At 43.3% G+C, this 24,830-nt stretch carries 28 protein-coding genes; 18 read left to right on the top strand and 10 right to left on the bottom strand.

Annotated features, from left to right (window positions below; genetic code table 11):
- Positions 1 to 129 precede the first annotated feature (129 nt).
- Both aciT and serB read right to left on the bottom strand, forming a co-directional pair.
- The gene (gene aciT / locus JZ787_RS06120) at positions 130 to 465 is read right to left on the bottom strand and encodes a ciprofloxacin tolerance protein AciT (protein ID WP_004691806.1); all 336 of its coding nucleotides are present in this window, start codon (positions 463 to 465) and stop codon (positions 130 to 132) included.
- A gap of 410 nt (positions 466 to 875) precedes the next feature.
- A complete protein-coding gene (gene serB, locus JZ787_RS06115; protein WP_131230867.1) occupies positions 876 to 2,096 on the bottom strand; it encodes a phosphoserine phosphatase SerB in 1,221 nt (406 codons plus the stop codon).
- Between the two features lie 77 nt (positions 2,097 to 2,173).
- On the opposite strand from serB, the gene JZ787_RS06110 reads away from it, so the two are divergent.
- A complete protein-coding gene (locus tag JZ787_RS06110; protein ID WP_183173446.1) occupies positions 2,174 to 3,427 on the top strand; it encodes a hypothetical protein in 1,254 nt (417 codons plus the stop codon).
- 54 nt (positions 3,428 to 3,481) lie between these two features.
- Here JZ787_RS06110 and ppk1 read toward each other — a convergent pair whose 3' ends face one another.
- The 4 genes from ppk1 to JZ787_RS06090 all read right to left on the bottom strand — a co-directional run bounded on the left by ppk1 (position 3,482) and on the right by JZ787_RS06090 (position 7,875).
- Complete coding sequence (gene ppk1 / locus JZ787_RS06105; RefSeq protein WP_218288653.1) at positions 3,482 to 5,545, bottom strand: polyphosphate kinase 1; 2,064 nt, start codon at positions 5,543 to 5,545, stop codon at positions 3,482 to 3,484.
- A gap of 145 nt (positions 5,546 to 5,690) precedes the next feature.
- The gene (locus tag JZ787_RS06100) at positions 5,691 to 6,665 is read right to left on the bottom strand and encodes a bile acid:sodium symporter family protein (RefSeq protein ID WP_346311936.1); all 975 of its coding nucleotides are present in this window, start codon (positions 6,663 to 6,665) and stop codon (positions 5,691 to 5,693) included.
- Between the two features lie 70 nt (positions 6,666 to 6,735).
- The gene (gene pncA, locus JZ787_RS06095; RefSeq protein ID WP_131230872.1) at positions 6,736 to 7,374 is read right to left on the bottom strand and encodes a bifunctional nicotinamidase/pyrazinamidase; all 639 of its coding nucleotides are present in this window, start codon (positions 7,372 to 7,374) and stop codon (positions 6,736 to 6,738) included.
- A gap of 216 nt (positions 7,375 to 7,590) precedes the next feature.
- Positions 7,591 to 7,875 (bottom strand): hypothetical protein, encoded by a 285-nt coding sequence (locus JZ787_RS06090; protein ID WP_346311935.1) that lies wholly within the window; start codon positions 7,873 to 7,875, stop codon positions 7,591 to 7,593.
- A gap of 100 nt (positions 7,876 to 7,975) precedes the next feature.
- On the opposite strand from JZ787_RS06090, the gene dapA reads away from it, so the two are divergent.
- From dapA to JZ787_RS06050, 8 genes are all read left to right on the top strand, one after another.
- Entirely contained in the window at positions 7,976 to 8,875 is a 900-nt protein-coding gene (gene dapA, locus JZ787_RS06085; protein ID WP_039890664.1) for a 4-hydroxy-tetrahydrodipicolinate synthase, read from the top strand.
- A gap of 13 nt (positions 8,876 to 8,888) precedes the next feature.
- A complete protein-coding gene (locus JZ787_RS06080) occupies positions 8,889 to 9,497 on the top strand; it encodes a hypothetical protein (RefSeq protein ID WP_005401459.1) in 609 nt (202 codons plus the stop codon).
- A gap of 36 nt (positions 9,498 to 9,533) precedes the next feature.
- Positions 9,534 to 10,253 (top strand): phosphoribosylaminoimidazolesuccinocarboxamide synthase, encoded by a 720-nt coding sequence (gene purC, locus JZ787_RS06075; RefSeq protein ID WP_004691818.1) that lies wholly within the window; start codon positions 9,534 to 9,536, stop codon positions 10,251 to 10,253.
- A 242-nt stretch (positions 10,254 to 10,495) separates the two neighbouring features.
- Positions 10,496 to 11,152 carry a YrbL family protein gene (locus JZ787_RS06070; protein WP_159152755.1) on the top strand — a complete coding sequence of 219 codons (657 nt, stop codon included), beginning with the start codon at positions 10,496 to 10,498 and terminating at the stop codon, positions 11,150 to 11,152.
- Between the two features lie 444 nt (positions 11,153 to 11,596).
- A complete protein-coding gene (locus JZ787_RS06065; RefSeq protein ID WP_004691819.1) occupies positions 11,597 to 12,382 on the top strand; it encodes an ABC transporter substrate-binding protein in 786 nt (261 codons plus the stop codon).
- Positions 12,383 to 12,466: 84 nt separating this feature from the next.
- Complete coding sequence (locus JZ787_RS06060; protein WP_234950965.1) at positions 12,467 to 13,156, top strand: ABC transporter permease; 690 nt, start codon at positions 12,467 to 12,469, stop codon at positions 13,154 to 13,156.
- Entirely contained in the window at positions 13,153 to 13,866 is a 714-nt protein-coding gene (locus JZ787_RS06055; protein ID WP_004691821.1) for an ABC transporter permease, read from the top strand. Before JZ787_RS06060 ends, JZ787_RS06055 begins: the two co-directional genes overlap by 4 nt.
- A gap of 8 nt (positions 13,867 to 13,874) precedes the next feature.
- Positions 13,875 to 14,651, top strand: coding sequence for an ATP-binding cassette domain-containing protein (locus JZ787_RS06050; protein WP_346311934.1), 777 nt, complete (start codon positions 13,875 to 13,877; stop codon positions 14,649 to 14,651).
- Between the two features lie 157 nt (positions 14,652 to 14,808).
- Here JZ787_RS06050 and JZ787_RS06045 read toward each other — a convergent pair whose 3' ends face one another.
- Positions 14,809 to 15,267: an Lrp/AsnC family transcriptional regulator gene (locus tag JZ787_RS06045; RefSeq protein WP_062032084.1), complete on the bottom strand. Its 459-nt coding sequence runs from the start codon at positions 15,265 to 15,267 to the stop codon at positions 14,809 to 14,811.
- A 95-nt stretch (positions 15,268 to 15,362) separates the two neighbouring features.
- On the opposite strand from JZ787_RS06045, the gene JZ787_RS06040 reads away from it, so the two are divergent.
- Positions 15,363 to 15,983: a LysE family translocator gene (locus JZ787_RS06040; protein WP_346311933.1), complete on the top strand. Its 621-nt coding sequence runs from the start codon at positions 15,363 to 15,365 to the stop codon at positions 15,981 to 15,983.
- A 96-nt stretch (positions 15,984 to 16,079) separates the two neighbouring features.
- On the opposite strand, the gene JZ787_RS06035 is transcribed toward JZ787_RS06040, so the two are convergent.
- Both JZ787_RS06035 and JZ787_RS06030 read right to left on the bottom strand, forming a co-directional pair.
- Complete coding sequence (locus JZ787_RS06035; protein ID WP_346311932.1) at positions 16,080 to 17,357, bottom strand: replication-associated recombination protein A; 1,278 nt, start codon at positions 17,355 to 17,357, stop codon at positions 16,080 to 16,082.
- A gap of 99 nt (positions 17,358 to 17,456) precedes the next feature.
- Positions 17,457 to 17,909 carry a YcgN family cysteine cluster protein gene (locus JZ787_RS06030; RefSeq protein WP_039890724.1) on the bottom strand — a complete coding sequence of 151 codons (453 nt, stop codon included), beginning with the start codon at positions 17,907 to 17,909 and terminating at the stop codon, positions 17,457 to 17,459.
- 202 nt (positions 17,910 to 18,111) lie between these two features.
- Here JZ787_RS06030 and JZ787_RS06025 point away from each other — a divergent pair, with 202 nt between their 5' ends.
- From JZ787_RS06025 to JZ787_RS05990, 8 genes are all read left to right on the top strand, one after another.
- Positions 18,112 to 18,270, top strand: a complete 159-nt coding sequence (locus tag JZ787_RS06025; protein ID WP_004647174.1) for a DUF1328 domain-containing protein — start codon at positions 18,112 to 18,114, stop codon at positions 18,268 to 18,270.
- A gap of 165 nt (positions 18,271 to 18,435) precedes the next feature.
- Positions 18,436 to 19,176 (top strand): dienelactone hydrolase family protein, encoded by a 741-nt coding sequence (locus JZ787_RS06020; protein ID WP_234950961.1) that lies wholly within the window; start codon positions 18,436 to 18,438, stop codon positions 19,174 to 19,176.
- A gap of 74 nt (positions 19,177 to 19,250) precedes the next feature.
- Positions 19,251 to 19,613: an HIT family protein gene (locus JZ787_RS06015; protein ID WP_004691832.1), complete on the top strand. Its 363-nt coding sequence runs from the start codon at positions 19,251 to 19,253 to the stop codon at positions 19,611 to 19,613.
- A 108-nt stretch (positions 19,614 to 19,721) separates the two neighbouring features.
- Positions 19,722 to 20,756, top strand: a complete 1,035-nt coding sequence (gene mutY, locus JZ787_RS06010; RefSeq protein WP_346311931.1) for an A/G-specific adenine glycosylase — start codon at positions 19,722 to 19,724, stop codon at positions 20,754 to 20,756.
- Between the two features lie 84 nt (positions 20,757 to 20,840).
- Positions 20,841 to 21,383: a M23 family metallopeptidase gene (locus JZ787_RS06005; protein WP_346312065.1), complete on the top strand. Its 543-nt coding sequence runs from the start codon at positions 20,841 to 20,843 to the stop codon at positions 21,381 to 21,383.
- A gap of 15 nt (positions 21,384 to 21,398) precedes the next feature.
- On the top strand, positions 21,399 to 21,644 hold the full coding sequence (locus tag JZ787_RS06000; RefSeq protein ID WP_004691836.1) for a hypothetical protein: 246 nt from the start codon (positions 21,399 to 21,401) through the stop codon (positions 21,642 to 21,644).
- A 19-nt stretch (positions 21,645 to 21,663) separates the two neighbouring features.
- On the top strand, positions 21,664 to 22,218 hold the full coding sequence (locus JZ787_RS05995) for a DNA-3-methyladenine glycosylase I (RefSeq protein ID WP_346311930.1): 555 nt from the start codon (positions 21,664 to 21,666) through the stop codon (positions 22,216 to 22,218).
- A 36-nt stretch (positions 22,219 to 22,254) separates the two neighbouring features.
- Positions 22,255 to 23,277, top strand: coding sequence for an NAD(P)-dependent alcohol dehydrogenase (locus JZ787_RS05990; RefSeq protein WP_346311929.1), 1,023 nt, complete (start codon positions 22,255 to 22,257; stop codon positions 23,275 to 23,277).
- A gap of 28 nt (positions 23,278 to 23,305) precedes the next feature.
- Here the strand turns inward: JZ787_RS05990 and JZ787_RS05985 are convergent, their stop codons facing one another.
- On the bottom strand, positions 23,306 to 24,757 hold the full coding sequence (locus tag JZ787_RS05985) for a PLP-dependent aminotransferase family protein (protein ID WP_346311928.1): 1,452 nt from the start codon (positions 24,755 to 24,757) through the stop codon (positions 23,306 to 23,308).
- Positions 24,758 to 24,830 lie beyond the last annotated feature (73 nt).

Here is a 24,830-nt window from a genome sequence, read left to right as displayed (position 1 = left end):
TGTTGATAAATTGACTGTTTTCAATGCTACCACAAGTTGCCATTTTTACCGCTAGGCTTTGTATAACAATCATGTAAGAACGTAAAAAAGATGCTCTAGACATCTTCTTTTACGGTATGAGGTTATGACTTAGCGGCTAGAACACTGCTGTTGGTCATCTTCATATACAGGTGTATGTTCAATACAACGGCGCTGCGCCAGAGCACGTTCTGCGCGACGGTCTTCACGTAGAAGCAACATCGTTACAATAAGCATCGCTGAAGTTAAAGCAGTTAAGTAGCTATAAGTGATCGGCATTTCAAACACTGCTTGCACACCTAGGCGAATGACTTCCAATATTCCCCAAAACACCATACCCGCCACCATAAAACTCAACCAGCGACGATAAGGCGAAAAGAAAACAGCAATTAACGCAGCGGCGACTAAACTTAAGCCAACGATGGTTGCTAAATTCGCTGTTACCATAAAAACCTCCGTCTAAGATAAATTCAGGCGACTGATACACTGTGCTGAACTCATCCCCGATACCGTTTAAAATTAATGGATTGTGTAGCTTTCAAACTCTATGCATGCATTATGAGCAGTTTTGAAAAGAAAAAAAGGCTTGTATTTTTAGAATGCGACATACCTTGTCGCCATATTATATTGTCATTACATTTTTTTAGATTTGAACTTTTCCAAAACAAAGACGCGCTCAGTCTTGGCGTGTCATTACAAAATAAAACCCGTATTTTCAGCACTTAAAAATATTTTTTCCAATTCTGTTGATCGTTGTTTTTATCGACATTTTTCACTGACCGCTCATCATTTTTCGCTTAAATTTGCAACAAAAAAACGCAGCTCAAAGGCTGCGTTTTTAATAACACAGAGATGCTTTAAGCACGATTTAAGTCTTTATCGTGCACACCCAATAAATACAACACCCCATCTAAGCCGACACTTGAAATGGCTTGATTAGCGTTTTGTCTCACCAGCGGTTTCGCACGGAAAGCTACACCTAGGCCAGCAATCGACAACATCGGTAAATCGTTCGCACCATCTCCTACTGCAATCGCCTGCTCAAGAGAAATGCCCATCTTATCGGCTAACTCACGTAATAATAATGCCTTACGTGCACCATCGACAATGTGACCTTTAACTTCGCCCGTCACCAACCCATTGTCAACGTCTAGGACATTGGCATGAACTTCGTCAATACCAAGTTTGGCTTGTAGATACTCTGCAAAGTACTGAAAACCACCCGACAAGATAGCCGTGCGGTAGCCTAATGCTTTTAAAGTTGAAATTAAGCGTTCAGCACCTTCTGTAACGGTCAGACGTTCTGCAATTTTAGGTAGGACAGAGGCATCCATCCCTTTGAGCAGTGCGACACGTGCACGGAAGCTTTGCTGGAAATCTAGCTCACCCTGCATTGCACGTTCGGTGATTTCAGCGACTTGTGCGCCGACACCCGCTTCAATCGCCAACTCATCAATCACTTCTTGCTCGATTAAAGTCGAGTCCATGTCAAAACACACCAAACGGCGGTTACGACGGTAGGCATTGTCTTCTTGTACCGCTACATCGACATTCAGTTCATGTGACAAACGTAAACAAGCTGCACGCATGGCTGCGGCATCCAGCATTTGACCACTTAAACCGAATTGAACACAGGCGCGTTTCGGCCCATCGACTTCGCCATTTAAGACTGGACGACCAGACAGACGGGTCACGGTTTCGATGTTGAAACCTTGGTTGGACACAATATTTGTAACTGCTTGTAAGTGAGACGCTTCAAGCTCTGGCGCCAAAGCCGTGACGATATAACGCGTCCGTCCACCTTCACTCACCCACTGGTCATATTCAGTTGTAGTGATTGGTTTAAAACGTACAGTTAAACCAATATCATGTGCTAAAATTAGAATTTCCTTCATGGCCAAAGCTGTTGCAGTTTGGTCATCTGAAGAAATAACAATACCTAAGGTCAATTGGTTATGAATAACTGCTTGTCCGACATCTAAAATTTGTAATGAATGAGTGGACAATACCTGCATTAATCGAGTGAACTGATTCGGCTGGTCTGGTCCTAAAAATGAAATAAGAATGATTTCTCGCATGAATTGACTCGGGTCTGAGCTACGACTATTGTTAGAATCATAATCGAAATTGAATATATTTTCTTTGGAAGTTTACGTTGAATGCGCCTAGACAAGGGCTATTTGCTAGCCTATTAATTGTAAGTTTTGCTTTACATACCTTTTTATTGGTATTGGCAACGACTCATCAACTGAATGAAAACCGTGCCAACCAAGGCCAACTGATGACCTCTCAATTGGTCACGGACAGTCTTGCAGAGCTGGAGCCTGCCAACACGGTTTCTCTTGCGCTTTTGGTCGATCGCTATGCGACCAATCCAAGCGTAGCTTCCATTCGTATTTTGGATGCCAACAATCAAGTCTTGGCGACAGGTGGCCAAGTTCGAACTCGTGATGGCGAAGTGTTTGTCCGTGATGCGCTGCAAAATGAAAAGAAAGTGGGTAGCATTGAAATCACGCTCATTAAACCAAGTATGGGTGAGATTTTACGTACTCAGTGGTTAGCGATTTTATTGTCCTTAGCGATTCATGGTTTATTGTGGCTGGCTTATCGCGCCATTGCGCGCCCAAGCCGTACCGAATATTTGGCACGGATCAATAATGAATCCCGCTTAAAACACGAAATTCAAGTTTTAACCCAAACGCTTGAACAAGAGAAACACCATACGGCAGTCGCGATTGCCCAAGCACAACAACAAATCAAAACCAGTGCGAAACCTAAAGAACAAAAACCCGTGATCGTGGATAATCATTCGGTTGCGCTCAATATTCAATTTTATGACCCGAAACAGTTGATGGACTCGGTGAATACAACCGTGTCTATTCCATACTTTAATTTGTGTCAGATTTTCCTCAATAAAAGCACAGAACTTTGTCTAAAACACTACAAACTCAACAGCTCGGACATCAGTACAGTTCAATCCTTTAATGAGCATGGTGCCACCCTCAGCATGTCGACAGACACACCGAATGCAGTGCCATGTTTAATGATGGTCAGCAGTGTATTCCAACTGCTTTCTGAGGTTTTGTATAAACGTTACCGCGAAGAAAAGCGCTTTGTTTTGCAAACGCGCTGTGGCATTTCAACCGCAGTCGATGCGATGCAGCTGTCTGCAAATCAAGCTGCTGAGCGTTTGGTCCAACAGTTGTCTGCCAAAGAAAGTGCCATACATTTAAGCAACGAATTATTGAAAGACATTTCTGAAAGTTACCAACTGGTGAATTTACCTAATCCAACCAATGTCTTGACCCGCCATGCCTTTATGGTCAATGGCATGGGTGCGGAGTCTGCAGAGTTGGCACAAAGCTTAAGAACGGAAATTTTAAAAGCAAAACAATCTAAAGCCTCTTAATGATGTCCAACCATAAAAAAGCCTGACATATGTCAGGCTTTTTTATGGCAATTGTTAAATTTTAAGTTGCTTCTGCGCAATCAAATGTTGCTGCGCACTATACCTTTGCTCTGGATCGGTACAGGCCACTTTAAGCCAATGACCATCGGCTTGTAGCTCCCAAGCATTCAAACAATCATTTAAGTAACTGATTAATCCGTCTTTATAAATCTGCTTTTTCAAAACGCGATCTAATATTGGAAAGCAGGTTTCAACACGCGAAAATAAATTACGTCCCATCCAGTCTGCGCTGGCACAGTACAGCTTTTTCTCACCGCCATGCTCAAAACAATACACACGGGTATGTTCCAGAAAACGGCCCACAATCGAACGCACACGAATATTCTCAGACATACCTTGGACCTGTGGAATCAAACAGCAGATCGAACGGATAACCAGATCAACCTGTACCCCCGCTTGTGACGCACGATACAGTGCAGCAATTAACTGAGGCTCTGTCAAAGCATTGACTTTGATGATGATACGCGCCTTTTGACCGACTTGCGCAAACTGAATTTCTTGCTCAATCAGTTTTAAAAGTTCACTGTGTAACGTAAAAGGCGCATGTAACAACGCCTTCAACTTGGCCATTTTGCCCATCCCCGTCAGTTCTTGGAACATACGGTGTACATCTTCACAAATATCAGGTTGTGTGGTCATCAACCCATAATCTGTATACATACGCGCATTACCCGCATGATAATTGCCTGTGCCCAGATGGGCATAACGGACCAACTGAGCATTTTCACGGCGTACGATCAAAATCATTTTGGCATGGGTTTTATAACCGACAATGCCATACACCACCACCGCTCCAGCTTCTTGCAAAATATTGGCCACGGTAATGTTCGACTCTTCATCAAAACGCGCACGCAACTCAATCACGGCTGTGACTTCCTTGCCATTTCGTGCTGCTTCTGCCAAGACCTGTACAATTTCCGAGTCAGGTCCACTGCGGTAGAGCGTTTGTTTAATTGCCAGCACATTTGGGTCTTTCGCTGCTTCTTTTAATAAACCAATCACAGGCTGAAAAGAATCAAAAGGATGATGCAGCAACACATCCTGTGCTTTTAAGGTATCAAAGGTACTTTTTTGTTTACGCAAAATTTTGGGAATAACGGGAATAAAAACTGGATGCTTTAATTCAGGTCGGTCACAACTGGTACTGAGACGTGAAAGATTGATTGGCCCATCAATGCGATAAAGCTCCTGCTCAGTTAAATCAAATTCCTTGAGCAAATAATCAATCACCGCTTCGGGACAGTCATCTTCGATTTCTAAACGCACCGCACGACCAAAACGGCGTGAAGACAGCTCATCTTTGAGTGCAACCGCCAAATCATCAACATCTTCCGACAAAATCAGATCGGCATTACGCGTCACACGAAAAGCATAACAACCCGTGGCTTTCATCCCCGGAAATAGATCACTGATGTGCTGCTGAATCATTGCGGTTAAAAAAATCTGCGTGTCGATATTGCCTGCCACGTTTTTCGGCATCTGAATTAAACGCGGTAATGAGCGCGGTGCAGGGACAATCGCCATCTCAATACTTCGTCCAAAAGCATCTTTACCTTGTAAACTCACAATGAAATTCAGACTTTTATTCACGAGGCGAGGAAAAGGGTGTGACGGATCTAAGCTGATGGGGGTCAAAACGGGTTGAATTTCTTTGGCAAAATATTCTGCAATCCATGCTTTATGTTTTTCTAAAATATCTTGGAACTGGATGAACTGAATGCCCTGCGCTTGTAACTCAGGCAAAATCGAATGATTTAAAACTTCAAACTGTTTTTTGACGGCACGATGAATGGATTGGGACAAGTCTTCTAATATCACTTCAGTGGGAACAGCATCAGGGGTCCGTGCTATCACATTCATATCGCGTTGTTTCATCAAGCCCGCAATACGAATTTCAAAAAACTCATCTAAATTACGTGAAAAAATAATTAAAAAAGTTAAGCGCTCCAGCACTGGCAAACTCGGATCTAATGCTTGTGCTAAAACCCGCTGATGAAACTCAAATAACGATAGCTCTCGGTTAAAATACGTCGCCGATGAATGCTGAAAATTATCCATACCCTCTCAATGCTGTTTGCAACAGTCTGTTATGAAGTGTTTGGCAGGGATGTTAGGTAGTCTTTATGACAGTTTAGTTACAACCTCATGCCAAATAGAAAATTCATCCTGACTTTATGCTTAAAGCTGCAACAGCGTATAGTATTCAAACCGACATATGTTCCTTTTCACCTTTTTCCTTGGCAGTGGCGTCTGCTTTGGCGGCCCAATAACTGGCTAAAATTGGCCCTGAAATGTTATGCCACAAACTAAAGATCGCACTGGGTACCGCCGTAATTGGCGAAGCAGCAAAATGCACAGCAGCCAAAGCCACGCCTAGTCCTGAGTTTTGCATACCAACCTCAATCGAAACCGCTTTACAGTCAGCATGTGGCAAGTGAAACATTCGTGCAGCTGTAAAGCCAAGCAAATAACCAATCGCGTTATGTAGCACCACCACAGCTAAAATCAATAAGCCTGATTCTAAAATTTGTGCTTTTGAGCCGCCAATAATAGCCGCCACAATCAGCACAATCGCCACTACAGAAATTAAGGGCATCACCGAAATATAGCTTTCAACTTTGTGTTTCAGCACGGCACGTACCACCAGCCCTAAAATAATCGGGAACAGCACCACCTGCAAAATTGAACTCAGCATCGACCATGCATTAATTTCAATCCATTGGCTGGCCAACAGATAGAAAATCGCGGGAGTCAACACAGGCGCCAATAAGGTCGATACCGTGGTACATGCGACAGACAAAGCCGTATTGCCTTTCGCCATATAAGTAATCACATTAGATGCTGTGCCACCCGGACAGCAACCCACCAAAATCACCCCGATCGCAATTTCAGTCGGCAAGCGAAATAATAAGCACAGCAGATAAGCCACGCTTGGCATCACCACAAACTGAGCCGCTACCCCAATTGCAACCGCTTTAGGACTTTGCATCACCCCTTTAAAATCTTCCAGTGTCATGGTCATGCCCATACCAAACATGATCAGCCCTAACATCCACGTGATATAAGCCTTCATCCAGACAAAAGTTTCAGGGCTTAGGAGCGCAATGCCTGCAAATAACACCACCCACAGGGCAAAGGTTTTTTGAATCCAAGCGGTAAATTTTAAAAAAGTGCCCATGACCCTTCCCTACTGCATGTTTTTATAATGTCGATATTAGTGATTGAGGTGAGCCGATTGGTTCAGCGCATCAGTTCACGGCATATTGTTGCACAATATCTTTGCAATACAGACGTTTCACACCATGGGCCAGCATCTCTTGCCATGCATGTTGTAAAGAACCATGTAAATCAATGCCTTTGGTGGCATCGGCAATCACATAGGTTTGAAAACCAAGTTTACAGGCATCCATTGCTGTCCATGCCACACAAAAGTCAGTTGCAATCCCAACAATAAACACAGTATCAATCCCACGCTCTCTTAAATAGCCTGCGAGTCCCGTCTGGGTTTTGTGATCCGCTTCTAAAAAAGCAGAATAACTATCAATGTGAGTATGACATCCTTTACGAATGATCAACTGCGCTTTGGCAAGGTCGAGATCAGGATGCAGTTCAGCATCTTGTGTGCCTTGTACACAGTGACGTGGCCAGAGTACTTGTGTGCCATAGTCCAATTCAATGGTTTGAAAGGCTTGTTGATCGGGGTGATTGTCTGCAAAAGAAATGTGATTTTCGGGATGCCAATCTTGGGTGAGTATAATAGTGTCAAAATAATCAGCCAACTGATTAATTTTAGGAATAATTTGATCTGATCCTGCTACCGCCAAATTTCCACCAGGCGTAAAACCATTTTGTACATCCACCACAATCAATGCCATATTCTTCTGCATTCTTCTCTGTCCTTTTTGTTCTGCGCTCGAAGGCCAAGCATAGCTTAATTTATAAAACAGTATTCATCCTCGCGGGTCAAAATTAAATGACCACAGCCTTGAGTGCAATGGATATTGCGGCAAATTGAAGCGAAAATAGAATACAGAACAAAATGCTAGGCATTAATCTATAACGTTAAAAGGACGATGTCACACATACTTAGAGAACTCGTATAATCATGCAAAATCCTGACGTTTATAGAAGTTTATAACCCAATATTCAATTTGATCGGCTTCTAATGCTCGATTGAGATGAAGAGCCTCTTTTTTTTTAAATGCGTTAATCCATGGCCATAGGTTATGCAAAACGCTCTTTTCAGATGCAAAATAAGATGCATTTCTTTGTCTACCATTTGAACAAGCTGTATTTTTGTAGCGACAGATAAAGTTTTTATACACTTTGACTAAAGCATATTGTTCTTCATGTTGTGTTCGTTCATAATTTGCATAAGCATTATTCAATGCATCAGCGCTTTGAAAATGCTATAAATTAAAATACGCACCCATCCAATCTTATGTTTTTCTGGCCTAACTGGATGGACAAATAGGATATTTTTTTAAAATGACTCAGCAAGCACAGACCATCCAAGGCTCAATTGTCGCAATCGTCACCCCTATGTTTGAAGATGGCAGCGTAGATTGGAAGGGTCTAGAGAAGCTCGTTGAGTGGCACATCGCACAAGGCACAAATAGCATTGTTGCTGTCGGTACAACGGGTGAAGCGTCTACTCTAAGCATGAAAGAGCATACACAAGTGATTAAAGAAATCATTCGTGTCGCGAACAAACGCATCCCTATTATTGCGGGGACTGGCGCGAATTCAACGCGTGAAGCCATCGAGTTGACGAAAGAAGCCAAAGAACTCGGTGCAGATGCTGCTCTTCTGGTTACCCCTTATTATAATAAACCGACTCAAGAAGGCTTATATCAACACTATAAAGCTATTGCTGAAGCTGTTGATCTTCCTCAAATTCTGTATAACGTACCTGGTCGTACAGGTGTCGATATGGCGAATGAAACGGTCATTCGTTTGGCCGATATTCCTCAAATTGTGGGCATTAAAGATGCCACAGGTGATGTCCCTCGTGGCCAAGCACTGCTCGAAGGCCTTGCTGGCAAAGCGATGACCGTCTATTCAGGTGATGATGCAACGGCTTATCAACTGATTCTGTCGGGAGCAAAAGGTAATATTTCTGTGACTGCGAACGTTGCCCCAAAAGAAATGAGCGATGTTTGTGCGGCAGCACTGGCAGGCGAAGCTGAACAAGCTGAAAACCTAAATACCCAAGTTGCAAATTTACACGAAATTCTATTTTGCGAATCAAACCCAATTCCTGTGAAATGGGCACTTCATGAAATGGAGTTAATCGAAACGGGTATTCGTTTACCATTAACACCACTTGCAGAACAATATCGCACACCGCTCCGTGAAGCACTCACAACAGCGGGTGTCATTAAATAAAGAGCACATCAATATGCAATTACGTTTAGGTCTTACTCTCGCACTTTCAGTTGTCAGTTTAGCGGGTTGTAGTTCCCTTGCAGTCAATAACGGTAGTTTGGACTATAAAGAAACAGCAACCTTAGAACCTCTTAAGTACCCTGAAGGCTCTATGGTTCGACCTGCAACGCCGTTGTATCCAGCTCCAACGGTTGAAGCGCTCGCTCTTGAACATGCACCTGTACTTGAAAATAAGCGCGGAAACCGTTTTGCAATGCCGCGCCCTCAAGCTGCTCAAGTCATGTCGAATGCAGAATCAACGGAAACAGTTGATACAGCTGTGAGCCGCCCTCAATTGATTATTGACGGAAATAAGAATCCGCTGCTCAAAATTGAGGGAAATTCTGCTACAATTTGGCAATATACGCTTGCCACCCTCAGCAGCCTCAACCATCAAATTGTTGGTCAAAGCAAAAATGGTTATGAAGCAACCATTAAAATCGATCAACAGGTCTATGTGTTAAGACTAACCGCGGTCGGCAGCAGCAATAACCTCGCTGTGTTCAATGCCGATAACAGTTTTGCAGCGCCTGAAAAAGCCACAGAATTGTTAACCCAGATTTACCAAAATTGGCCAGCCTAGTCGTACTAGGCATTTTTTTTTGAAAAAGGTTCCCTCATGTTAAAACAAACCTTGCTCTATACTGGTAAAGCGAAATCTGTCTATGAAACAGACAGTGCAGACCACCTGATTTTAGTCTTTCGTGATGATGCTTCGGCATTTAATGGTGAAAAGATCGAACAACTAGATCGTAAAGGTAAGGTGAACAACCGTTTTAACGCCTTTATCATGGATAAATTGGCTGCGGCTGGCATTGAGACTCACTTTGAAAAACTTCTTTCTCCAACTGAAGTTCTAGTGAAAAAACTCAGCATGATCCCTGTTGAATGTGTAATTCGTAATTATGCAGCAGGTTCTTTATGCCGTCGCTTAGGTGTAGAAGAAGGTAAGGAATTAACCCCGCCGACTTTTGAATTATTTTTCAAAGATGATGCGCTTGGTGACCCAATGGTCAATGAGTCTCAAGCAATTGCTTTAGGTTGGGCAACTGCCGAGCAACTTGAGCAAATGAAAGTCCTCACTTACCAAGTAAACGAAGTGCTTAAAAACTTATTTGACCAAGGTGGCATGCTACTTGTGGACTTCAAACTTGAGTTTGGTGTATTCCACGACCGAATTGTTCTTGGTGATGAGTTCTCTCCAGACGGTTGTCGTCTATGGGACAAAGAAACCAAGAAAAAGCTCGACAAAGACCGTTTCCGCCAAGGTTTAGGCGGTGTGGTTGAAGCTTATGAAGAAGTTGCTGCACGTTTAGGTATCGACCTTTCTGATATCTAATCTGTTACAGATTCAAAAACCGAGCTTAATCGCTCGGTTTTTTTATGTTTCACATTTTAGATCAATGCCTTGTTATAACTGCAATACAAGCCTATAAGTTCTTTTTTAATCCCCCCTCTACAACATAAATATTAAAGTTTCATGAAATTTTATTTATTTTTTTGTAAAATAGTCATTTCAATCACATGAAATGTCACATTTCTAATGATGCTTTTCTTGTATATCTCCTGATAGAAGGCCCTATGATTTATCAATTAGATGAACTGCAATGTATCGGACAAGGCTGTTCAAAAATGGTGTTTCAGCATCCTGAGGATGAAAACAAAATCATCAAAGTCATGAATCCAAATCGAGTGGATGAAGATGGTGGCTGGAAAGGACATGGCAAACTTAAACGTAGAATGTCGCAAGGCGTTTATCGCCAATTCCGCCGTGAATTATTGCAATATCTACAGCTATGTAAAAATCATTATAAAAATAATATCTTTAGCTTTCCTGTCGAAATGCCTTATGGTTTTGTGAAAACTTCTGTAGGCTTGGGTTTTGTGACTGAAAAAATTGTCTGCCCAAGTGGTGAAGGTATGACTTTATTTGAGTTATGCAAATCACATCAATTTGAGGAAAAACACGCCAAAGCTCTAGATGACTTTTTTCAGCTTTGCTGCGACTTACACATTATCTTCGGTGAGGTAAACATCGCAGGAATTATGTATACAGAGCAGCGAAATAATAAGCCCGAATTTGTCTTGGTCGATGGTATGGGTGAGAAATTATTTATTCCAATCCGGGCTATGAGCAAAAGAATTAATGCACATAATGTACGAAAAACTGAGCGAAAAATTCGCGCCCAAATGCAGCAAATGCTGAACTTAAAAGATGAGCTTCTTCCTCTAAGCTAATACCACTCCTTTAAGTTGCGTCATTCAAAAAGCCGAGCTTAAACGTTCGGTTTTTTTGTTTTCAGATCCAGTGCTATTGCAGTACTTCAGCTTACTTATAAGCTATTCAGCACTGAAAAATAGTCTTGTAAGACATTGATCCACTGTTAAAAAATCATCAATTCTGTACGCCATAGCGCACAAGACTTCAGGTATATTTCAACTATGTCTCACCTTCATTTTTTCATATGATAAAAACATATGAACAGGACGTTCTCAGATAAAAATTATTCCAACCGAAAAAATACCCTTATTTCCTCATCTCTCATGGCGACAAGATCCATCGATCTCCTAAGAGCCGAAAGCTGGTATAGATGTTGCTTTTATTCAAAAGTACTCAGTAGGGTAAGTTCTATCTTCGTCTTATTTCTTAGATTTGTTTTTTTACGGATGGCTATATTTAAAATGAAAAACTGGCAAAAAAAATTACTACTTTCCACTACATTCGTAGCCGTAGCACTGAGCAGTACTGTCCAAGCAAAAGAATGGAAAACCATTCGTTTTGGCACAGAATCCGCATATGCACCTTTTGAATATAAAACACCAGACAATAAGCTGGTCGGTTTTGACATCGACTTGGGCAATGCCATTTGTGCCAAATTAAAAGCCAAATGTGTATGGGTAGAAAACTCCTTTGATGGGATGATTCCTGCGCTCAAAGCGAAAAAGTTCGACGGTATTTTGTCTTCAATGACGGTCACTACGGATCGCGCAAAACAAATCGCATTTAGTAATAAAATTTACAACACGCCTACCCGCATGGTCGCGAAGAAAGGTTCTCCTTTACTCCCTACACCAGCATCTTTGAAAGGAAAGCGTGTGGGTGTACAACAAGGCACCATTCAAGAAGGCTATGCAAAAGCCTATTGGGCACCTAAGGGTGTGAATGTGGTTCCTTATCCAAACCAAGACGTGCTTTACCAAGACATGGTTTCGGGACGTCTAGATGCAACATTACAAGATGCGATTATGGTCGATGCTGGTTTCCTGAAATCGGCCAAAGGCAAAGGCTTTGCTTTTGCAGGCAATAATGTGGTCGATGCCAAAACACTCGGTGTAGGGGCTGCAATCGGCTTACGTAAAGAAGATGTCGATCTTAAAAAGAATATTGATAAAGCGTTAGCTGAAATTATTGCCGACGGCACCTATAAGAAACTCGAGAAAAAATACTTCTCCTTCAGCATTTATTAATTTATAGAGTGTCGGTTCACCACCGACACTTTTTAGATACTGCTGATTTATAAAATTTTATATTTTTACTCGGAGAAACTGAGTATGTTTCTGTCTGGCTATGGTCCCGTATTACTCAGTGGCACTTGGATGACCATACAGCTTGCTTTGTTATCACTGCTACTTTCGATCATTATTGGATTGTTTGGGGCAAGTGCCAAACTCTCTCGTATTCAAATCTTACGTCATGTTGCAACCCTCTATACCACGCTCATTCGTAGTGTTCCTGATCTGGTGATCATGTTGTTGTTGTTCTATAGCCTGCAACTTGGATTGAACTCGATTACCGAATCGATCCATATGGAGCAAATTGACATCAATCCCTTTGTGGCAGGGGTGATTACTTTAGCCTTTATTTATGGGGCCTATTTTACGGAAACCTTCCGTGGCGCATTTCAAGCCGTCCCCAAAGGTCAACTTGAAGCTGCATATGCCTATGGCATGACCCCATTTCAAGTCTTCAGGCGTGTCCTCTTTCCACAAATGATGCGTTTTGCCTTACCGGGGATTGGCAATAACTGGCAAGTCCTTATCAAAGCCACTGCCTTGGTGTCCTTAATTGGTTTGACCGACATCGTCAAAATTACCCAAGATGCAGGTCGAAGCAGCATGCAAGTGTTCTATTTCAGTATTGTTGCAGCCGTCATTTATCTGGCCATCACCACCCTTTCGAATTTGATTCTCATGTGGCTGGAACGTCGTTATTCTGCTGGTGTGAAAAAGGGACAACTATGATTGAAATTATTCAACAATACTGGCAGTCCTATCTGTGGACCGATGGTTTTCAAATGACTGGGGTCGCCATGACCGCATGGCTACTGGTCTTATCGATTGCGATTGGTTTTGTTCTGGCTGTGCCTTTGTCAATTGCTCGAGTTTCTGAGCATGCTTTTGTACGTGGACCTGTTTGGTTTTTTACTTATATTTTCCGTGGTACTCCCTTATATGTGCAGCTACTGATTATTTATACCGGGATTTATAGCCTCGAATTTGTCCATGCCCATGAACGGCTCGATGAGTTTTTTAGAGAAGGACTTAATTGCACCATTTTAGCGTTTGCACTCAATACAGCAGCTTATACCACTGAAATTTTTGCAGGGGCGATACGTTCGATTCCCTACGGTGAAATTGAGGCAGCAAAAGCCTTTGGAATGTCGCCTTGGAAACGCTATACCCGCATTATTATTCCATCGATGCTACGCCGAGCATTACCGTTTTATGGCAATGAAGTCATTTTGATGCTGCATGCAACCACCATTGCCTTCACTGCAACCGTGCCTGATATTCTCAAAATTGCACGGGATGTCAATGCTGCCACTTATGCCACGTTTGATGCCTTTGGCATTGCCGCTGTGCTGTATGCCTGTCTGGCATTTATCCTCATTTGGATCTTTCGTAAATTGGAACAACGCTGGTTGGCATTTTTAAAACCATCGAATCATTAGGAGAAACAATGGAACATTCAGCAAAACTGGTGATTCGAGACCTTTGTAAAAGTTTTGGCGATCATGAAGTCTTAAAAGGGGTTTCACTAGAGGCGCATGCAGGTGATGTCATTAGCATTATTGGTTCCTCGGGTTCAGGTAAAAGCACCTTTCTTCGCTGCATCAATTTTCTAGAGCAACCGAGCCAGGGCAGCATTCGGCTCAATGGTGAACAGTTAGAGACCACTTTAGATAAAAACGGCGATCTCAAAGCCACAAACCCTAAACAACTGCAAAAAATGCGTACTCAACTGATGATGGTTTTTCAACATTTCAATTTATGGTCGCATATGACGGTATTAGAAAATATTATTGAAGGACCCGTTCATGTCTTGGGGCTAAAGCGGAGTGAGGCAGAAGAGCGTGCGCGAAAATATTTAAGAAAAGTTGGGCTCGCAGAAAGTGTCGAAAAGAAATATCCGTCTTTTTTGTCAGGAGGACAACAACAGCGTGTTGCGATTGCCCGTGCCTTGGCAATGGAGCCGGAAGTAATGTTGTTTGATGAACCGACCAGTGCTCTAGATCCTGAACTGGTGGGTGAGGTGTTGAAAGTGATGCAAAGTTTGGCTGAAGAAGGCCGAACCATGATTGTGGTCACCCATGAAATGGGCTTCGCACGCCATGTGTCCAATCATGTCATTTTCTTAGATCAAGGCAAAATTGAAGAACAAGGTGATCCAAAAGAAGTTTTGATTCACCCCAAAAGTGAACGCCTGCAACAGTTTTTAGAGGGTAACTTTAAATAATTGAATAGTCTTCAAGAGCTTGATGCAGCAATGATTCAACACTCAATGCTTAGTTAAAAAGATAAAGCGCCTCGTTTGATATGATCCCGCGAAACTATATGTACTCAGATAAAAACCGAGCCATTTCGCTCGGTTTTTTACCTTTCCATCTAAGCTTTTATAGATTGGTATATCGATTTTTAGTGGTATCCATCACCAAAAAACTGGTGATCGAGCTAATGGAAGGAATCGTTCCCAAAACATCAGTATGAAACTTTTTATAAGACTTGATGTCTGCCACTTCAACCCTGAGTAAATACTCGACCGAGCCTGTAATGGTATGACACTCTGTGACTTCATCCGTTGCTGTGATCACATCCTCAAACTGACTCAAGCTTTCTTTTGAGTGACAAGACAGCCCAATGGTCACATAAACCGTTAAACCAACACCCAAAAGCGAACGGTCAATCACCGCTTTATAGCCTCGGATCACACCAATTCTTTCTAACTCTTGCACGCGTCGTAAACAGGCCGAAGGTGACAAACCCACGCGTTCTGCCAGTTTAATATTGGTTAAATGTGCATCGCGCTCAAGCTCACACAATATTTTTCGGTCTAATCGATCTAATTCAATCATTTATTGCATAAAACTCAGTATTAACGATCAATATACAACCAAATTGTGATAGATCAACAATAAAATGATACTTATTTGATTACTCCATCCCCTTTATGAACGCTTCACTGTTTGTCTCTTATCTGCTGTTCTGTGTCGTAATGACCTGCACGCCTGGGCCCAATAATGCACTGGTCATGCTGTCTGGTGCGCGATTTGGTATCCGTAAAACCCTACCTCTGGTTTTAGGCATTGCCTTTGGTGTGGCCGTGCAACTCTTCGCCATCGGCATCGGGTTAAATCAAATGTTTCTGGCCCTGCCCCAGCTCCAATTTATTTTAAGTTTAATCGGCACAGCTTATATGCTGTGGCTCGCATGGAAAATCGCGTCCAGTGGGCCACTCAACATCGAATTAGAACAAAAACCATCGATGGGTTTTCTACAAGGGGCTCTTTTTCAGTGGGTCAATCCCAAAGCGTGGATGATCTCCATCAGCACCATTGCCACTTATTTTGCTTTAAACCCTCATGTCAGTGATATTCTTTATGCGGCCCTGATTTTAATGGTAGTTTCCATTCCATGTGTCGGGGTTTGGGCTGTCGGTGGTCTTTTCTTACGCCAATATCTGATGAAACCACGCTTTGCCTTGAGCTTTAACATCACAATGGCAATCGCTTTATTAGCCGCTGTGTTACCTGCGGCATTAAAATTGATGAATACGCACATCGGAACATAAAACGCTACAGTGCTTAAAGAAAAAACTGCTCAATGAATGTGACTAAATCCTAAGCCTCAAAAAAACAAAAGCCTGATTTTTTCATCAGGCTTTTTATTACTGCTGCTGTTGCTGTTCTTGTTGCCAACGGCGTTGCTGTAAACGCTCACCCTCAACCTCACGCTTATTACGTGCCGACTCATACAGTTTAGTTCCTTTGAGCTCAGGGGGTAAATATTCTTGTATCACAAAATGCTCTGGATAGTTGTGCGGATACAAGTAGTCGACGCCATAACCCTGCTCTTTCATCAACTTGGTCGGTGCATTTCTTAAATGCAGCGGCACAGGTAAATTAGCTGTTTTCTCAGCCAAATCCAAAGCTTTGTTGATCGCAAGATAAGTACTGTTACTTTTGGCACTGGTCGCCAAATACACCGCACACTGCCCAAGAATAATTCGACACTCTGGCATGCCCACCGCTTGAACAGAACGGAAGCATTCTCCAGCAAGCAGCAGTGCATTGGGGTTTGAGTTACCAATGTCCTCAGAGGCTGCAATCAACATCCGACGGGCAATAAAAACGGGATCTTCACCACCTTTGAGCATACGTGCCATCCAATACAAAGTGGCATCAGGATCACTCCCTCGAATTGACTTAATAAAAGCCGACACCAAATCATAATGCTGCTCACCCGATTTGTCATAACGGGCAATATTTTGCTGTGCAACTTTGACCACCGTTGCATTGGTCACGATATTTTCAAGGTCAGGCTCGAAGGTGCCCGCAATCAGTTCAACCAAATTCAAGGCTTTGCGGGCATCACCTGCGGCAAACTGCACCAGTGCTTCAAATTCTTCAATTTGAATATAACGCTCTTTTAAAAACGGATCGTTCTTAATCGCTTGCAGTAATAAAGTTTGAATCGCATCGGCATCGAGCGCATTTAAGGTATAGACCTGACAACGCGACAACAATGCACTGTTGACTTCAAAAGAAGGATTTTCGGTGGTGGCACCAATGAGGGTAATTTTGCCTTTCTCCACAGCATTGAGTAAGGCATCTTGCTGTGATTTGTTAAAACGATGAATTTCGTCAATAAACACCACAGGTGGCATTAAATCTCCGCCATCAGCAATGATCTCACGGAGTTCTTTGACCCCCGTATTGAGCGCAGATAGACTGACAAATGGTCGGTCGATTGCTTGCGCCAACAGTAAAGCAATCGTGGTTTTCCCCACACCTGGCGGCCCCCAAAAAATGATCGATGGCAAATGCCCTTGATCAATCATTTGGCGGAGCGGTGCCTGCTCACCCAATAAGTGATCCTGCCCAATAATTTCAGATAAATCACGCGGGCGTAAACGTTCAGGCAGTGGAATATTGCTATCGGACATAGGGCTAGGACTTATCATGCGTTCATCGAATGCTTATGTTATGGCAAATTCAGGCAAATGACACAAGCTTTTCATGCAATTTGATTGTGCTTTTATCGACTAGCGAACCCAACGCACAATATAGTCTTCGATGTCGTCATCCTGAATCTCTTCTTCAGAAATACAACGTCCTGCCGCAGACTTTTTCGCTTTCAGAATACTTTGACGTGAGCCCGTGTTCAGATAGTGCCATCTGGGCAAATTTTTACCTTCATGCAGACGACGGTAAGCACAGCTCGGTGGTAACCAATGAATCGTGTCTAAAAGTTCGGGCGTGAGCTGGATACAATCGGGCACATGCTGCTTGCGGTTCGGATAATCCCGACAACTGGCCGTTTGACAGTCCAGCAGTTTACAGGCCACCTTGGTATAGGCGACTTCTTGGCTTTCTTCATCTTCAAGTTTCACCAGACAGCATAAACCACAACCATCACACAACGCTTCCCACTCTGCTGAACGTAGCTCAGTGAGCGCATAATGCTTCCAAAACTCTGGTCTTAATTCGTTGGACATAACCACTGCCAATAAAACTGAATGCACTATTATAACCTATAGTCATATGGCTTTCAGAGCTATCTAAAGTGTCAATATTTACATCATATTCATAAACTTAAAATACAAACAGAACACTTTTTAAACAAAAGCAACACAGTGTGTCCGAACCTTGTTTCTATACTAATAGAGTAATAAATAAGAACATCTATGGAGAAAAATTATGTTTCGTTGGGCGATTATCTTCGCAGTGATTGCACTGATTGCAAGTTTACTTGGTTTTGGCGGCGTAGCAGGTTTATCCAAAGACTTTGCGATTATTTTATTGGTGATTGCTGTGATTCTTGCGATTGTCGGCTTTTTATCTCGTGGCAAAGTCTAAAGCACACCACTCTTAACGACAAAAAAGAAGGGTTCAGATCCTTCTTTTTTATGTGTGCCTTTAAAAATAATTTCTCACACTTCTCATGTACATCGGAATATTTTTCAAATCCTTATAAAAGTTTTTATGCTTTAATCAGAACAGATCATCTATCAGGATTTGAGCATGACAATCAGTATTCAAACTCGAGAAATTCAATATAACGCCGCCGATGGACAACGCTTAGTTGGTTATTTTGCAGCACCAAGCTCTCAAACACCGCATGCAGGTATCATCGTTGCACCCGAATGGTGGGGCCGAAATGAATATACTGAACAACGTGCTCGCGAACTGGCTGAACACGGTTATGCTGCACTGGCGATTGATATGTACGGCGACAAAAATGTCACCACAGATGCGAAACAAGCCTATGAATGGATGATGCAAACTTTTGCCGATGCAGACACCATCGTCAACCGTGCGCAAGCCGGTTTAGATACGCTTGCAGCCCAGCCTGAAGTGAATCCCACTCAACTGGCGGCGATTGGTTTTTGTTATGGCGGTAAAGTGGTTTTAGACTTAGCTCGCTCAGGTGCACCGCTTAAAGCAGTGGCGACTTTCCACGCGACATTGGCACCGAAAGCCCCCGCGGTCGAAGGTCAAATTCAGGGTGAAATTTTAGTTTTACATGGTGAGTTAGACAGCATGGTCACTTTGGATGATGTTGCCAGCTTCCGTGAAGAAATGCATGCTGCAAAAGTGGACCATGAAGTCATCATTTTTGAAGATGCGAAGCACGGTTTTAGCAACCCATTGGCCGATGAGCGTGCCAAAGCCAATGGCGTAGACTTGGGCTATAACCCAGAAGCAGAAAGACAAGGGCTAGATGCAATGTATGACTTGCTAGAACGCAATCTCAGTGCTTAACTAGAGCTGAAAAATCAAATATTTGATTTTTCAGATCCAACAGGATACATAATTAGATTTTAGAGGAGATAACAATGACTGAGACCCACTGCCAATATTGTAATTTTGATGAATATGACGTGCTTGATAAAAATGACTTTGGGGTAATTTTGCCCGAACCCAATGCATTGTCTAAAGGTCACTGTGTCATTATCCCTCTACGTCATGTGAGCTCATTTTTTGACATTACCGACAAAGAACGTAAAAGTTTAATGTCTTTACTGGAACTGGCACGCAATGAACTCCAATTGCGTCATCAACCTTCAGGCTTTCATATTGGTTTTAATGACGGTGAAATATTTGGGAATGTGTCTGAACACTTACATATTCACATTATTCCACGCTACAAAGACCAAGAGCTCAAACTCGATGCACGTTGGGGCATGACGAAAGACTAAGTTTTTATGGTTTTAAATGGCGCATAAGCGCCATTTTTTATGCGCAAAAACTCGGGCTCAGAAAAGACATTCAGTTATACTAAGCCGAATTTTTTGCTTGTGCCTCAGATGTCTCCTTTCTCTTTTTCAGATGCGTTACTGACTTGGTTCGATGTTCATGGTCGACATGACCTGCCATGGCAAGTAGCCGATGATCCCTACAAAGTCTGGGTGTCTGAAATTATGCTGCAACAGACCCAAGTCAAAACCGTGCTGCAATACTTCGAGCGTTTTATCGAACGCTTCCCAACGGTTGCAGCTTTAGCGACAGCATCATGGGATGAGGTCGCACCCTACTGGGCAGGCCTAGGCTACTATGCCCGTGCACGTAATCTACATAAAGCCGCAGGGGTTGTGGCACGTCAGGGGCACTTTCCTCAAACTTTAGAGGACTGGATTGAACTGCCAGGCATTGGTCCATCTACCGCAGGGGCGCTGATGTCTTTGGGTTTACGTCAGTACGGTGTCATTATGGATGGCAATGTAAAACGCGTGCTCGCGCGTTTTTTTGCCATTGAGGATGATCTAAGCAAACCTGTGCATGAACGCAGCATGTGGCAACTGGCCACTGAACTCTGTCCAACTGAACGTAACCACGACTATACCCAAGCCATCATGGATTTGGGAGCAACCGTCTGTACCCCTAAAAAACCGCTGTGTTTATACTGCCCAATGCAGCAACACTGTAAGGCCCATGCACAAGGTCTAGAAACTGAATTGCCGTTTAAAAAGCCCAAGAAAGCTGTACCTGTAAAGTCTGCCCAAGTTTTGGTGCTGCGTCATCACAATCAATGGCTGTGGCAGCAGCGTCCCAATAGTGGACTGTGGGGCGGTTTATGGTGTTTACCTATTTTTGAAAATCGTGATGAGTTCTCGCAACTGTGCCAAAGTCTAGGACTGAAACAAGTCTCGCAACGCGCTGACATTTCGCATAGTTTCACCCATTTCACTTGGCAACTAGAAGCGCTTTGCTTTGAAGTCGATGCCGACCAGCTCGAACATTTAAGTATAGAATTGGCCAGCACATGGCTAGACATACAAAACGTCACAGAAATGGGCATCCCAACTGCGATGAAAAAATTGATCTCGGCAATTCAACTGTGACATAGTTGGGTGATCCATTGGGTTCACCCTGACACTTTAAAATTAGATCACTGAAATAATAAAGGATTGTTCGTGCGTAATTGTTTGCCCAGCCTTTCTGCGCTTGCCAGTTTAAGTTTTGTGATTCTGTTACTTGCAGCTTGCCGCACCACGCCGCCTGCACCGAGTGGAAGCCATTTCCCTGCCTCACAAGTCCAACAGCTGAAAAACATGCGTTTAGCTCAGCAACTGCCTGTACCCGTTCAAGGTATTAAACGTCATGGACTCACAGATACTTGGGGTGCATCCCGCAGTAGCGGACGGACGCATGAAGGCATCGACATTCTGGCTCCACGTGGAACAAAAGTTTTTTCTGCCACAGAAGGTCTCGTTGCAGACTTACGCAATAACAATTTGGGTGGTAAAGTGGTTTGGATTATGGGGCCAGCAGGCACTTGGCATTACTATGCTCATCTTGATGACCATAAACGCGGCTTAAGTGTCGGCGACTATGTCAAAAAAGGCGACCTGATCGGCTATGTCGGCAATACAGGCAATGCACGGCACACAGCCCCACATTTGCATTATGGACTTTATTTACAAGGTAAAGGCCGTGGTGCAGTAAATCCCTATCCTTATTTACGTTAACTTTAGGAATTTTTCATGTCAGAAGCGTTGATCAACCGTCTGGTCGAATTTGCTGAATCAGGCAATCAACAAAAAATCATCTTGGCTGGACAAAACCACCAAGGTTGGATCATGGAAATTACTGAAGATGCGCTTTTAATCAGTACTGGATTTGCTGAAAAAACAGGAAAAGATGTTTGGATTAACTTTTCCGACCTCGAACACGCCCAATTATTTTATTGGGACAATCAACACGACCAATGGGCACCCTTTACCCTATAAAAAGATCAGGAGCATGTTCATGACCACTCAACGCTGCGGATGGTGCTCCTCAGACCCACTTTACATCGACTACCATGATCATGAGTGGGGTAAACCACTACATGATGAAAGCCAATTATTTGCGATGCTCTGCCTCGAAGGTCAACAAGCGGGGCTGTCATGGATTACCGTTTTGAAAAAGCGTGAACATTATCACCGCCAGTTTTTCCAACATTCCATCGAGCAGATTGCGGCTTTAAGTGATACCGACTTAGCCGAAAAAGTCCAAGATATCGGCTTAATTCGCCATATCGGGAAGCTGACCGCCATTCGTGACAATGCGATTGCATGGCAAGCCCTGAAACAACAAGGCATTAACCCCGTTGAGTGGCTCTGGAACTTTGTCGAGCAACACGCCATCAACAATGATGTCCCTGACTACCGTACAGCACCTGCACAGACATCTCAAAGCCAAAATATGTCTAAAACCCTAAAAAAACAGGGCTTTAAATTTGTCGGACCCACCACCTGCTATGCCTTTATGCAAGCGGTTGGCATGGTCAATGATCACGAAAACAGCTGTCATTTTAAGTAAAAGTACATAAAAAACAGGAAAATAAGGATATAGAATATGACGAATAATACCATTCGTGCCTATGCGGCAATGCAAGCAGGCGCAGCGTTACAACCCTATCAATTCGATGCGGGTGAACTGCAACCACATCAGGTCGAAGTCCAAGTCGAATATTGTGGATTGTGCCATTCCGATGTTTCGGTCATTAACAATGAATGGAACTCTTCGGTCTATCCCGTTGTCGCTGGTCATGAAATTATTGGCACCATCAGTCGCCTAGGCTCCGAAGCCAAAGGGCTTAAACTTGGACAGCGCGTCGGTATTGGCTGGACGGCAGAAAGCTGCCAACACTGTGACCCCTGTGTATCGGGTCAACAAGTACTCTGTACAGGTGGGTCAACAGCAACCATCGTCGGTCATGCAGGTGGCTTTGCCGATAAAGTTCGCGCCGGTTGGCAGTGGATTATTCCTTTACCTGAAGAGCTAGATCCTGAGTCAGCGGGTCCTTTATTGTGTGGCGGTATTACCGTTTTTGATCCAATTTTAAAACACCAAATTCAAGCCATTCACCATGTTGGCGTGATTGGCATCGGTGGTTTAGGGCATATGGCTATTAAGTTACTTCGAGGATGGGGCTGTGAAATTACGGCGTTTACCTCGAACCTCGACAAAACGGAAGAACTCAAGGCCATGGGTGCAGATCATGTGGTGAATAGCCGTGATGTGGATGCGCTTAAAACCCAGCGAGGCAAATTCGATCTATTGCTCAGTACGGTGAATGTCACGCTCAATTGGCCTGCCTATATCAGTACGTTGGCACCGAATGGCACGATCCATCTTCTAGGCTTGCCCCTTGAGCCCATCAAGTTAAATGCAGGTAGTCTAATTGGTGGAGCAAAGTCTATCACGGGTTCACCCACTGGCTCACCTGCGGCATTACGTCAGCTACTCAAATTCGCTGCACGTAAAAACATTGCGCCACAAATTGAACTGTATCCTATGTCGCAGTTGAATGAAGCACTGGAACGGTTACATTCTGGAAAAGCCCGTTATCGTATCGTTCTCAAAGCCGATTTTTAATCCATAAGCGCCTCAAAACAGGCGCTTTTTATACCGCTTGTTTGACCAACGTCGAACTACTGAGTTGCGCTTTCACCCAATCGGCCAACAAGGTGACTGCCGCGCGAATATCTGTTGAAATTTCATGACCTGCATTGAGGCGGATACAGTTTTTATAACGCTGCCCTTCACCAAAGACTTCTCCTGGCACTATATTGATGCCATGCTGCTGAGCAAAATAGTACATATCTAAACCGTCAATACACTCTGGCAGCTGTAACCACAGTGCATAGCCGCCTAAGGGCTGGTTGATACGTAACTCAACTCCGATAAAGGCATGCTGAATCATGTGTCGGTATTGCTCAACTTGCTGTTTCAAAATCGGCTTTAACTGCTGTAGATGCTCCCGATAAGCACGACTATAAATGAGATCGGCCAGTGCCAACTGTAAAGGTGTATTCACTGTAATATTTTGCATCAATAACGTAGCCTTCAAATGCGCTAAGCGCTGCGGAATACAGAACCAACCTACCCGATACGCAGTTGAAAGGGACTTGGAAACTGAACCACAGAAAATCACATAACCCTGCTGATCCCAATATTTAATCGGCAGCGGACGACTCGAGCTGAAACTACATTCACCATAAATATCATCTTCAATCACATAGCACTGATAGCGCGCCGCCAGTTGTGCAATTTTTTCTTTTTCTGCATTACTTAAGCAAAACCCCAATGGATTTTGATAATTGGCCGTGAGTAAGCACGCTTTTGCGCCTGAACTTTGCATGACCTGCTCTAAACGTTCAAGATCAAAGCCTTGAGTATCGGCTGGAATTTCAATAATTTTTCGCTTTAACCCCGCCAGCATTTGCAACTGACCATTAAAATTTGGGGTAGGTACAATTACGCTGTCGCCTTCCTTGCTGAGGTGTTGGATCATCACCGACAACGCAGGCATACAGCCATTGCTGATGTAGATATCATCCTGCGAAATATAGAAGCCATCTTCAGCCCAATGCTCAGACAAAGCCTGCCGCAAGCGAATATGACCTTGCTTATCGCTATATAAAAAATCTTCAGGTTGACTGTGTTTTAAAGCACGTTGAATGGAGCGGCGGAGTGCTTCTACAGGCACATGTTTTGGAGAAAGCTGAATCGCTCCCAAATGGATGAGACGGCTATTAATGGAAGACTGTTGAATTTCCAGCTGTAGCTCTAAGTTAGAAATATCACGGGCTTGAGACTGAAAATCAGGATGCTGCGGTACGGGAATAGATGGACTGGTATTTTTTTGATAACTGACAAAATAGCCCGACTTATTTTTCACATGAATATACCCCTGCGACTCGAGTAGCTCATAACAGCTCTTGGCCGTATTCAAGCTGACCTTTTGTAAGTTGGCAAACTGGCGTAACGACAACAGCTTTTGCCCTGCGGGTAATTCAGCATTTTGAATTTTTTCAAGCAACTGTGCAGCCAAGCTTTGATACTGAAATGCCATTCATCTGTACCTATTTTTTTAACTTTTATGTATCTGTATCCATTATGCCAACAGAATTATGCTTCTGTCATTC

It is taken from the genome of Acinetobacter sp. BWR-L5 (assembly GCF_039655985.1).
Taxonomy (GTDB): Bacteria; Pseudomonadota; Gammaproteobacteria; order Pseudomonadales; family Moraxellaceae; genus Acinetobacter; species Acinetobacter johnsonii.
The sequence above is the reverse complement of the archived record's forward strand: the minus strand, read 5'-3'. Positions and strand labels throughout refer to the sequence as shown.